Source organism: Enterobacillus tribolii (assembly GCF_003363015.1).
GTDB classification, from domain to species: domain Bacteria; phylum Pseudomonadota; class Gammaproteobacteria; order Enterobacterales; family Enterobacteriaceae; genus Enterobacillus; species Enterobacillus tribolii.
The window spans coordinates 476979-489433 of record NZ_QRAP01000002.1 but is presented as its reverse complement, the minus strand read 5'-3'; the positions used below and the strand labels follow the sequence as shown (position 1 = coordinate 489433).

Genomic DNA, 12455 nt, shown 5'->3' with positions numbered 1-12455 from the left:
GCGCAGCACGCGGGTTATCATGCAGGAGGTTATTGATCCGCCTGCTTCGCGACCTGGTGAACGTGAATATCCATCTGCGGGAATGGAATATTGATGCTATTGGCATCCAGCGCCCGTTTGAAATTTTCCATCAGGTCAAAATAGACCGGCCAATATTCCGCATTCGTTGTCCAGACGCGTACCACGAAATTAAGCGAAGACGGCGCCATTTCGTTCAGGCGAATAGTTACGCCGTTATCATGCTTAATACGCTTGTCGTTCGCGACGATATCGCCCAGGACCTTTTTCACAACGTCGATATCGGCATCGTAGGCCACACCCACCACGATATCCACACGCCGGTTTGGCTCGCGCGAATAGTTGATAATATTACCCGCGATAATTTTTCCGTTAGGTACCACAATGGTTTTATTGTCCGACGTCAGTAATGTTGTAGAGAAAATCTGAACGTCCCTTACCGTACCAGATACACCGCCCAGGTCGACAAACTCACCGGCGCGGAACGGGCGGAACAGCACCAGCAGCACCCCGGCGGCAAAGTTGGACAAGGAGCCTTGCAGCGCCAGGCCGACGGCCAAACCAGCGGCACCCAGCACCGCGATCACCGACGCGGTCTGTACCCCGATGCGCCCTAATGCAGCGATAATGGTGAAGGCAATAATTCCGTAACGCACCAGCGCGGCCAGGAAATTGGCGACCGTGATATCCACGCCGCGCGCCTTCATCAGGCGGATAACGGTACCGGAAACGATCTTTGCCACGATACTACCGACAATAAGAATAACGATGGCGGCAACAATATTAACGGCGTAATGAATCAGCAGGTCTTCATTTTTTACCAGCCAACTTCCCGCGTTATTAATGCTGTCAACGACGTCGAAGTTTTCATTTTTCATTAAATTAATCCTGATTTATAAAAAATATCATTCATGCAAGTGAATTCCATACCCGGTAAGAGTAACGGACAATCCGGCGTAAATTCAAACTATTCAGGCTGGCAACGCAGAAATTAGGATATTTAGTGAATAAAAAAGGCTCCCTCAGGAGCCTTTAATAAGTGCAGAGAAGATTACAGAACGTCTTTGCAGTTCAGTTCTTCAAACGCCAGTTCCAGGCGGGCAATCATGCTGGTTTGGGCAGCACGCAGCCAAACGCGCGGATCGTAGTATTTCTTGTTCGGCTTGTCTTCGCCTTCCGGGTTACCCAGCTGGCCCTGCAGATAGCCTTCGTTCTTTTTGTAGTAGTTCAGAATACCTTCCCAGGTAGCCCACTGGGTATCGGTGTCGATATTCATTTTCACTACGCCGTAGCTGACGGCTTCTTTGATTTCAGCTGCGGTAGAGCCGGAACCGCCGTGGAATACGAAGTCCAGGCTGTTGTGCGGCAGGTTGTGTTTCTTGGAAACGTATTCCTGCGAGTTGTGCAGGATTTTCGGCGTCAGCTTAACGTTGCCCGGCTTGTAGACGCCGTGTACGTTGCCGAAGGAGGCCGCGATGGTGAAACGCGGGCTGATGGCGTTCAGCTTGGTGTACGCGTAATCCACGTCTTCCGGCTGGGTGTACAGCGCGGAGCTGTCCATGTGGCTGTTGTCCACGCCGTCTTCTTCACCGCCGGTGCAACCCAGTTCGATTTCCAGGGTCATACCGATTTTAGCCATGCGGGTCAGGTACTTAGAGCAGATTTCGATGTTTTCTTCCAGCGACTCTTCAGACAGATCGATCATGTGGGAAGAAAACAGCGGCTTACCGGTCGCGGCGAAGTGCTTCTCACCGGCATCCAGCAGACCGTCGAGCCACGGCAGCAGTTTCTTGGCGCAGTGGTCGGTATGCAGAATAACCGGCACACCGTAGTGTTCGGCCATCTGATGAACGTGGTGCGCGCCGGAGATAGCGCCCAGAATGGCAGCCTGCTGGCCTTCGGCCTTCAGGCCTTTACCGGCGATAAACGCGGCGCCGCCGTTGGAGAACTGAACGATAACCGGAGCACGGACTTTCGCAGCGGCTTCAATCACGGCGTTGATAGAGTCGGTACCTACGCAGTTAACTGCCGGCAGCGCGAAGTTATTATCTTTAGCTACCTGGAATACCTTCTGAACATCATCACCCGTGATGACACCCGGTTTAACGAAATCAAAAATTTTAGACATAACACATTGTCCTGTTTCGTGGCGGTAAATATCAAAATCAATCAACGTTGCCAGAACCTGAAAACGACAGAGGTAAGTCAGTTCTGACAGGATAACGGGAGGCCAGAGCCTCCCGTCGGTTTTTCTTACTGCTTGGCGCGTTCTTCCAGCATCACGACCGCAGGCAGTTTCTTCCCTTCAACAAACTCAAGGAAAGCGCCGCCGCCGGTGGAGATATAGGAGATCTTATCGGAGATGCCGAACAGGTCAATCGCCGCCAGGGTATCGCCGCCGCCTGCAATGGAGAACGCAGCGCTGTCAGCGATGGCGTGGGCAACGATTTCGGTGCCTTTACGGAAGTTCGGGAATTCGAATACGCCGACCGGGCCGTTCCACAGAATGGTTTTGGCATTTTTCAGGATGTCAGCCAGTTTCTGTGCGGAGACATCGCCCAGATCCAGGATCTGCTCGTCGTCTTTGATGTCGTTAACGGACTTCAGGGTAGCCGCTGCGGTTTCAGAGAACTCGGTGGCTACGCGCACATCGGTCGGAACCGGAATGTCGCAGGTGTCCAGCAGCTTTTTCGCTTCCGGGATCAGGTCAGCTTCGTACAGGGATTTACCGACATTGTGGCCCTGGGCGGCAACGAAGGTGTTCGCGATGCCGCCGCCGACGATCAGCTGATCGGCGATTTTAGACAGGGAATCCAGCACGGTCAGTTTAGTAGAAACTTTAGAACCACCGACGATGGCGACCATCGGACGCGCCGGGTTGGTCAGCGCCTTACCCAGTGCTTCCAGCTCACCGGACAGCAGCGGGCCGGCACAGGCGATCGGCGCGAAGCGGCCTACGCCGTGAGTAGAGGCCTGAGCGCGGTGCGCGGTGCCGAAAGCATCCATAACGTAAACGTCGCACAGCGCAGCATATTTCTTGGAAAGCGCTTCGTCGTCTTTCTTTTCGCCCTTGTTGAAGCGTACGTTTTCCAACACAACCAGTTCACCCTCAGCAACCTCAACGCCGTCGAGGTAATCTTTTGCCAGACGAACCGGCGCGCTCAGATGATCTTTCAGGTAGTTCACAACCGGCAGCAGGGAGAATTCTTCGTTATATTCGCCTTCGGTCGGACGACCCAGGTGGGAAGTTACCATTACGCGGGCGCCTTGCTTCAGAGCCAGTTCGATGGTCGGCAGAGACGCGCGGATACGTGCATCAGAGGTAACTTTGCCATCCTTAACCGGTACGTTCAGATCCGCACGGATCAGAACACGTTTACCAGCAAGATCCAGATCGATCATCTTAATTACAGACATGGTGAACCCTCTCGTTGATTCCATAAAGTTGCTTGAGCGCCGCGGCCGAAAAACCGCAGCGGGCTGTAAACCGCTAACGGGCGCCGCCGGCGCCCTTACTCATCGCAGCCGGTAACGCCGCGTTCGTTGTCACGACAGACCAACGCGTTATCAGATGGTTGCCCTACTCCGCCCGACGTATTTGCGGTGCGGAATCGTGACGGAAAAATCAATCGACGATACTGTCAACTATATCACGAAATGAAACGGCTGCCGCTCTGCTTTACCGCTCCCCGCCCGCCAGCATACTGCATATTCGGTCAAACGTGAAAATCGCGCTCAGCGGTGATTTTCACGGGAAGGGTAATCAGAATATCCCGTAAACAGGCCACCTGAAACGCTTCAGCTAATATCCTGAGATTACGAAAAAACACTTAATATTGCCACTATAAAGTGAATAATGCCGCACTAAAAGTGTACCCAAATCACGCTTTCCGGCTTCAGTTAACCCATTCCACCCGGATGGTACGCCCGTCCGCCCGGCCGTGATCGTCAATGGCGCGCACCCGAAACTGGCCGCTGCGCGCCGGACGCCAGGACACCGCTCCCCGGCTGGCGGAACTGCCCAGATAAATATCATCGACGAACCAATAAAGGGTGTTGGTATCCGCATCCGTGACAGCACTGAACACGATACGCTCCTGACGCTGGGTAGAGCGGCGCAGGGTATAGGTGATATTACGCAGCGGCGAGGTAATCTGCGGCGCATCGCCGGCAACCTGCCCGCCGCCGTCGCGACAGTGGCTCGCAGAAGGCGGAACCCGTTTAGGCAGCCCGGCCTGCGCGAACACGTTGGCGAGATCGGAGGGCCAGAACTCAAAGACCTCCGTCCGGGTTTCCTGTGGATCGTAAGGCGGGCAGGCTACCTCGCCGGTCCGCTTGTCCAGCACTACCGGGCGATAAACGGTGTCCACCTTAATCGGCGACTTGCCGGGAATAAACCAGGTCTGCCCGCGCTGTTGGCACCAGGGAGTGGGCAAGTCCCCACTCGTCAGGCAAACCTCCACCCGCCGCACGTTTTCCGGCAGCGCACGCTTCGGCTCGCGCAGGTCGGGGTAGTCCGCGCTAATCGCATCGATGATGTTAAAAAACAGCGGAGCCGCCGCATCCACGCCGACAAACGCGTTGTTACCGCGCCCGTCGAAATTGCCTTGCCACACCACTAACGCATAGGGGCCGAAAATACCCGCGCTCCAGGCATCGCGAAAGCCCCACGATGTGCCGGTTTTCCAGTAGACGGGCAATGAAGACGGCGCCTGAGCCAGCGTATCGCCGGGGCGGCGGTGCTGACGCAGCATATCCAGGGTAATAAAGCTGGCTTCGTCGCTCAGTAAGCGCACCGGCGGCGGCGCTTTGCGCCCCAGTTCCATCACCAGAGGCGACAGCTGACCACGGTTTGCCAGCATGGCGTACATCCGCGCCAGTTCCTGCGCCGTCACCTCTCCGCCGCCCAGAATCAGGGACAGTCCATAATGTTTTTCGCTCGCCATATCCGCCACGCCGGCCATGCGTAAAAACTGGTAGAGGTTGGGCTGACGGAGGCGGGAAGAGATATAAACCGCCGGAATGTTGCGGCTGTAGTTGAGCGCATTCGTGGCTGACACCGGCCCGAGGAAACGGCGATCGAAATTCTCCGGAGCGTAAGCGCCGAAGGCCGCCGGTACGTCTTTGAGGATAGTCTGTGGGTGCAGGATACCCTGTTCCAGCCCCAGCGCATAGATGAAAGGCTTCAGGGTAGACCCCGGCGAACGGCGGGCATGGGTGCCGTTAACCTGCCCCTGAATTTCCCGGTTATAGTAATCCGCCGATCCGGCCAGCGCCCGTACGCCCATATCGCGCGTGTCCACCAGAATGACAGCCGCATTACGGATCCCCCGCCGGGCGTTACGGGTAATAAACGCGGTGATCTGTTTTTCCACCAGACGCTGCAAATCACTGTCCAGCGTGGTACGAATAACAGTATCCGTGCGCCATTCAGCGCGCAGTTGCCGCTGCAATTGCTCCACGAAATGCGGCGCGGTATAGGGCAGTTTCTCCGGCTGGCGCAGCGTCAACGGCAGGCGGAACAGCACTTCCTGCTCCGGCTGTGCGGGATGCTGCCGCTGCCAGCGCCGGAAAAGCTGATTGCGCGCTTTCGTCAGCGCCGCGCCCGCCACGCCGGTGCTGGGATCGATACGGTAACTGGGGGACTGCGGCAGCACCGCCAGCGTTAAGGCTTCGGACAGCACCAGGCGCGACGGCGGTTTGTTAAAATAGATTAAGCTTGCCGCACCGATGCTCTCGATGTTGCGCCCGTAAGGCGCATAGTTCAGGTAGGCTTCCAGAATCTCGCGTTTGGAATAGCTCAGCTCCAGTTGTATAGCGCGAACCACCTGCCACAGTTTTCCCTGCGGAGTACGGGTATTCAGACGCCAGTACATGCGCGCCAACTGCATGGTCAACGTCGAGCCGCCCTGCTGCCGCGCGCCCAGAACGTAACTGCGCCAAAAGCCGCGCGCCAGGCTAACCGGGTTGAAGCCGGGATGATAATAGAACCAGCGATCCTCATGCAGCAGAATTCCCTGCACCACCAGCGGCGAAACGTCCTCCAGCGGCGTCCACAGCCGGTAACGCTCGTCGCGCGCCAGCGTCAGGCGTATCAGTTCGCCGTTACGATCGAGATAAAGCGCAGACAGCGGCATTCCCTGCGATAAGGAGGGATGCGGCCACAGGCGAAATGCCAGACAGACCAGCAGCACCAGCCCGGCACCCACCAGTAAATTACTCACTATCCGCCTGAAAGCACCGCTTTTCATCACTCAGACCTGCTTACGCCCGGACGGCATAAATCAACCTTCCGGGCGTTATACGCTACTGCGGCGCCGTTACGGTCAGCGTGCCGCCGCCCGCCGACAGCGCCTGAACATCACGGTTATACACGGCTTCCGCGAACGTCGGCGGAATCACAAACGTCCCCGGATTGGTGGGTTTAATCTGATAGATAAACTCCTGTAGCTTCTCACGGCCATAACCAAACAAAATCACCCGATCTTCACGTACATCGGTGAACTCCGGCTCCCAGCTGGAACCTGCGGCCATCACCGGCGAACGCCAGCCGGCGTTGTTGTCGCCCTCTTCGGCATCCCCCGACGGCGCAGTCTGCTGAACAACCTCGAAACCGCCCGGCAGCAAATCGACGATGGCCAGCTCACCGGCCGCTTTGTCCGAATTGGTCCGGATTTTCAGGTGGACATTGATTTTCTGCCCCAGCGTCACCTGCGTAACCGGAGTGCCCTTCTCATCGGTGTATTCGCGCACGATTTCCAACCCGCGTGAAACGGCCTTCTGCGGCGGCTGCAGATCGTAACCGGCCTGCGTAACCACATACCAGGCCGGCAGCGGAGAAGGATTATTGAACGCAATCGTCCGCGCCTGTGAAGTGAAGTCACCGGCGGCAATCATACCGCGCAACGAGGAAATCCGCTGAAGCTGCCCCCCCTGTTCCGCGCCGGCAGCGCTGATGGTCAGCGGTTTGCTCTCATCCTGCTCGGCCTGTATCGCAGAGGAATACCCCTCCAGCGCCAAAATGCTCATGGCGGAAGAGTAGGTGGTGTAACGCTGCTCCTGAAGGGCTATCACCATATTCTCCAGCGCCTGCGGCGGGATTTCGCGCGCTTTCTCCGGGAAATGACGCACGATCAGGTACAGCCGGGTCGCATCCTGCACCAGCGGATCGTAGTAATTCTGCGTCCACCAGGCTTTGTCGTAAGCTCCCCCCAGTTGTTTCCAGGTCGGAGCCAGCAGGCGATTGGCCTCATCATCCATCTTCAGCATACGGTAAGACGCTGAGAGGTAGAGAGAAGCGAGGTCAGACGCCCCTTCCTGCCCACCGTTGCGCTGCAACAGCGCCTGCACGGCAGCCAGGCTGTTAGTGGTGATTTCCCCCTGACGCGTCAGCAGGTAAACCGCGGCGGCACGCAGACGCAGTCCGTACAGATCGCGCATGGCATCATCGGCAGCCATCGCCCGCAGGTAGGTATTGGCATCGCGCAACATACCGTCCGGCGCCGGGTAACCGGCCTCTTTAGACTCCAGCAGATATTGCACCGTCCAGAGCGTCACGAACGGATCGGTCTGCGGCGACGAGCGCCACTGCCCTACCGCTCCGCGCGAGTTTTGCCGCGCGCGCAGGGTGCTCAGGGTGTTGCGGAGCTGTTCGCGGATATCGGCCTGGCTGAGCGCAGAGCGCATCTCCGGATGTTTGTCCTGCATAATCAGCGGAATCGCCCGGCTGATCAGTTGCTCAGACCCGGTATAGGGATAATCCGCCAGGTATTTCGCCAGCCCGTTGCCCAGCACCAGCGGCGAATGCGATACCATCGCCTGACGTTTGGCGTAGGCGTCAAACATCTGGCGCAGATCGCTCACCTTCTGCTCCTGTCCAGCCATGCGCCCCATCACCGACACGGTGCGATAAGGCGTAGACGGCCGTACCGACGTCGTCACCGTGCGCCGGCTGGACTTATCGCCATAGGCCGCGGTAAAGGTCAAACGTCCCTCGCCCAACGCATTCAGCGCCAGCACGCGGAAAGTCACCAGCCCTTCCTGCTTCTCCGCCAGCGACAGGGTATGGGACGGCTCCCCGACCACACGGAACTGTCCGGACGGCGTCACCGTTACCTTCACATCGGCTTTGGCGCCCTGCAAATCCTGCAGATTGTTGGCGACGCCAACGCTGACGTCAAACTCATCCCCCGGCGTGATCGTCGCCGGGGCATTCGGCGTCATGATGACGTCGTCGCGCACTGTGGTGTAGCGCTGGGCGCGACCGATACGTTCCGGCGTAACCGAAATCGCCATCACGCGGATCTTACCGTTGAAATAATCCGGCAGCGGATAGCTGAACTCGGCTTCCCCGTTAACATCGGTAATGCCAGACCAGTAGGCAACCGGCTTATCTTTCTTACGCTTGAAGGGGTTGAGATGCAGATCCATCCCCTCTCCGCCATCGCCTCCCGGCGCGGCAGTCAGCGACATCAGCTTACTGAACTCCGGCAGGATCAGGTCCAGAATCTGCGCGCTGTCCACTTCCAGCTGGCGCTTACGGAAGAAATACTCCAGCGGATCTTTCAGCCGGTAGCGCGCCACCTGCAAAATTCCTTCATCGACGGCGAATACGGCAACGCGCTGCGGTCCATCCGTCGTCACTTTAATCGACAGATTCTCGCCCGGCTTAATCACTTCCGGAGAGTCCAGGGTGAGCGGCGCGCGGCGCGCATCGTTGCTGATGCGAAACGGCATAACGCCATAGCTGAGCGGGCTCATGAAGATTTCATCCGAGTGAATATCGCGGATGAACTGCACGTTGATGTAGCCGTTGCCTTCCATGTCCTCCGGCACTTTGATGCGCTGTACGGAGCTGGTGGTATCGGTATTAAACCAATGCCACGCATACACTTTGTCGCGCTCAATGGTGATCAGACCGCCACCGGTATAAGGCGCGTTAATCGCGATCTCAATTTCTTCGCCGGGGCGGTATTCGCCTTTGTTCAGCTTCAGCTTCAGTTCCGCGTTGCGGTCCAGCGAACGGCTGACGTTGGCATTACCCGCCACGCTGTAATCAATCCGGTTCAGCACCTGACCCGCGCCGTTTTTCACAACCAGAACGTAATCGCCCGGTTTGTCGGTCGCCAGCGGAACATCGCTGCCCAGCGCCGTCACCGACAGAGGCTGAGTCGCGATTTCTTCCTCTTTCAGTTTCGACTGGTATTTATAAACGCCGGAATCCTGGCGGGTCAGCACGGAAATATACTTCCGCTCCACCAGCGTCATCGTCAGGTCAGGCTGCGCCACCGGCTCCAGCGACGGGTTCACGGCGATAATGTGCAGCGTACGTTTCGCATCACGGTTGACGTAATCCAGATCGCCGTCCGCTTTCACGCCGATCAGGTAATCATACGGCGAAACCAGGGTGCGCGCGGTAGCGGCCACAGAGCGCCCGCTGCCCGGTTCGAAGGCCTCCGACAACAGTTGCAGCTGATAAGAGGCATCCGCGTAAGACTTCAAATCCAGCGGGATCGCCGCCTTACCGTCAGCGTCGGTTTTTTGATCCTCCAGCTCGCTTTCAAACCCGTCGTTATTGGTGCGATGTTCATAGAACGCGTAATCCGGATATTTATCAAAGTGCGGATAGACCGGACGCAGCGTTAGCTTGGATGTTACCCGCCGTTCCTGGGCCGGTGTGCCAAACAGGTTCTGAACATCGATGACCGCCTTCAGTTCCTGCGGTTTCACCCATCCGGCCTTGCGATCCGGCGTCAGCGTCAGCGCCACCTTCATCTGGTCAGGCTCAAACTCTTTCACGTTCACCGTGGTGTAACCCAGCAGGCGGGAGTCATCCTCGTTCTTACCGTTCAGGTACAGGTAGACGCTCCACTCGCCGGTCGGAGAATTTTCCTCCGTGGTATAGCTCACTTCGTTGAAGCCGGCTTTATCCAGCGTTACCGGCACGGTTTGCATCAGCGTATCACGCGGATCGCGGATCTCTGCCCGCAGGGGAACGCCATCCAGCGATGTAGACCAGTCCGCGGTACGGGTGATCATGCCGATATTGAAAGTATCGCCGGGACGGTATACCCCGCGATCGGAGAACAGGTAGCTGCCCAGCGCGCGCGGATCGCGCGAGTTAACCTCTCCGCCGGTATCAAAACGGGAAAAATCCAGGCTGCGGTCATACACGCGGAACGGCAGGAAGGAAACGTCGCCCTCCTTCTCCACCAGCAGCATCACCGGTGTTTTTTCGTTCGAGAACGCCCTGACCGACGGGAATGCGGCATGCCCGTCCGCGCCGGTAGTGCGGATAAACAGCGGCGTGCCGTTTCTGGCGATCACGGAAACCTTAGCGCCCTCCACCGGCTGGCCGGAGTAGATGGACTGCACGAAAACGTCACGCCCGTCGTCGATGGATTGCTTGGCGATGATGCCCAGATCGGTAACGACGATGAAGCGGGAGTCTGCGGGCGACTCCTCTTCTTCTTCCTCACGCTCTTCTTCATCCGCCTCGGTTTGACGGGCCTGTTTTTCCGGGTCCCACGGCGTCAGCGTGAGCAGGAAAATCCCCCGCCGCGCATGTGCATCGGACGCCAGGTAGCGGGAAAGATCGATCCCCTGATAATTGAGGGCGCCGTTCTCTTCGCCGCTCACCGCAACCTTTTCCTGAAAGTGTTCGGTAAAATATTCGGCTCCCAGGCGGTTAAAGTCTACCGAGGTAAAAATACCGCTCTTAAACGAGGCAATGTGCTGCAACTGACCGGGAATCACCCGGCGCACATCCAGCTTCATACCCGGCACGTTGCGCGTTGCAACGGTGATGCGTTTCTCGCCGTGCATGGAAAGCAGAGAACCGTCGGAAACGAAGCGCAGCGTTTGCGGGAAATCAGGCACCTGCACCACGCGGTAAACGCTGTCCTTGAGGCGGTAGCCGCCGGCGGAAGTCATGACGTTATCAACCTCAACCAGCAGCCAGCGGTTGGCCGGGGCATCGTAGTTAAAACTGAACGCTGGCTGGTATTCTTGTTCCGCGTCATCCATGTTCAGCGTCAGGGTTTGGGCTCGCGCAATCACATCATTATCGATGTCGCCCAGCGACCAGGAATAGAACGCGTCCGGGCGATCATTCCCGGCTTCCTTTTGCTTCTCGCTGTGCTGCGGCAACAACCAGACCTTCACCGCCTGGCGGATATCTTTATCTTTAACCGCATCATTAACGGAAACCATCAGCGCCCGCCGGCCGGGAGAACTGTCGCCGCTCTCCACGACGGTGGTTTCCACATCGTCTACTTTCAGGCTGTAAACGCCCGGTACCGCCACGGTTTCACGCTGCGCGCTGCTGGTCGCATTTCCTGCCACCGCCGCTTTCACGCCTTTGCCGATCTCCAGCAGTACGCGGCTGGCGTCGTTTTCCAGCGCCAGCGGTTCAGAACGAACCCAGGCCTCCAGGCGTTTCTCATCGTAATTCACGGTATAGCGCAGCGGTTTCCTGGCCTCCGTGGTCGTCAGCGAGATCTGGCGCTCAAAGCTCGTGACCTCTACCGGTGCGTTGAAACGGATGTGAAAAATTGCATTCTTCTTACTGGGATCCTGCGGGTCCTGATAGAACTCATCCCCCACGATACGGGCAGTGAACGCCGGCACCGTAAAGGAAAGTTTGTTTTCGCTGACCTTTACCTGGGGCGCCAACAGCGCACCGGTATCAAGCTGCACCTGATAACGTTCGCCGAGGGGGAAATGTTTGGCGGCGGTGAATACCAGCGTTTTTTCATCCTGCCAGCGCCACGCGCCTTCCTGCGGGGGAGCCAGCGTAACGCCCGTTGTCACCGCTTTACCAATCTGTTCGATGGGCGCGGCGGGTTCGGAAAAACGCAGCATAACGACCTGGGGTTTTGGCGTCTCACTCCGGTAGTTGGGGAATGACGGGGGAATCACTTTAATATCGCTGTGTTTCACTACCAGCGGCGCCGGCTCGATAGGTTTGGGGCGGTTCAGATAAGCGTTGTAGCCGTACCACGCCGCCGCGCCCGCAGCGAGCAGCAGAATGATACCCGACGTCACGCCAAGCGCATGGCGCCCGACCCACTGCTCCGTACGCGCTCCCGCACCGGCAACGACACGCAGCCAGCCGGGCGATTGCCACTGAAAATCGCCGATTAGCGGTTTCAGAATTCTGAGCAGCACGCGCCGCCAGAGAAAACCAAGCACCCGGCATACGCCGCGCACCAGCATAAAAGGCAACCGCAAAATGAAACGCAGCAAATCCATTTACCCATCCCCGCTTTAATAGGTCTGTCACTGAGTTTATCGAATGATTTCCCCACAGCTTACGCACTTTTTGTATAAAAGGAACGCAGGCCGGAAAAAACCTCCCGCCGATGAATACCGTCAGGAAAAAAATGTGCGTTACTTCGCAGGCATCTATGCTTATTACGCTATGTCCTACGATGTTC

At 57.5% G+C, this 12455-nt stretch carries 5 protein-coding genes; all 5 read right to left on the bottom strand.

The genetic code is table 11. The features are described from left to right. Positions 1-29: 29 nt before the first annotated feature. The 5 genes from mscS to C8D90_RS06875 all read right to left on the bottom strand — a co-directional run bounded on the left by mscS (position 30) and on the right by C8D90_RS06875 (position 12270). Entirely contained in the window at positions 30-896 is an 867-nt protein-coding gene (gene mscS / locus C8D90_RS06895) for a small-conductance mechanosensitive channel MscS (protein ID WP_115457686.1), read from the bottom strand. A gap of 173 nt (positions 897-1069) precedes the next feature. Next, positions 1070-2146, bottom strand: a complete 1077-nt coding sequence (gene fbaA / locus C8D90_RS06890; RefSeq protein WP_115457685.1) for a class II fructose-bisphosphate aldolase — start codon at positions 2144-2146, stop codon at positions 1070-1072. Between the two features lie 125 nt (positions 2147-2271). After that, the gene (pgk, locus tag C8D90_RS06885; RefSeq protein ID WP_115457684.1) at positions 2272-3435 is read right to left on the bottom strand and encodes a phosphoglycerate kinase; all 1164 of its coding nucleotides are present in this window, start codon (positions 3433-3435) and stop codon (positions 2272-2274) included. Positions 3436-3914: 479 nt separating this feature from the next. After that, a complete protein-coding gene (pbpC, locus tag C8D90_RS06880; protein WP_115457683.1) occupies positions 3915-6269 on the bottom strand; it encodes a penicillin-binding protein 1C in 2355 nt (784 codons plus the stop codon). Between the two features lie 55 nt (positions 6270-6324). Next, positions 6325-12270 carry an alpha-2-macroglobulin gene (locus C8D90_RS06875; protein ID WP_115457682.1) on the bottom strand — a complete coding sequence of 1982 codons (5946 nt, stop codon included), beginning with the start codon at positions 12268-12270 and terminating at the stop codon, positions 6325-6327. Positions 12271-12455 lie beyond the last annotated feature (185 nt).

What these genes read in the sequence shown, in the direction of transcription:
- pbpC (WP_115457683.1), bottom strand. Translation starts at nt 6,269, where the DNA reads ATGAAAAGCGGTGCTTTCAGGCGGATAGTGAGTAATTTACTGGTGGGT.
- pgk (WP_115457684.1), bottom strand. Translation starts at nt 3,435, where the DNA reads ATGTCTGTAATTAAGATGATCGATCTGGATCTTGCTGGTAAACGTGTT.
- C8D90_RS06875 (WP_115457682.1), bottom strand. Translation starts at nt 12,270, where the DNA reads ATGGATTTGCTGCGTTTCATTTTGCGGTTGCCTTTTATGCTGGTGCGC.
- mscS (WP_115457686.1), bottom strand. Translation starts at nt 896, where the DNA reads ATGAAAAATGAAAACTTCGACGTCGTTGACAGCATTAATAACGCGGGA.
- fbaA (WP_115457685.1), bottom strand. Translation starts at nt 2,146, where the DNA reads ATGTCTAAAATTTTTGATTTCGTTAAACCGGGTGTCATCACGGGTGAT.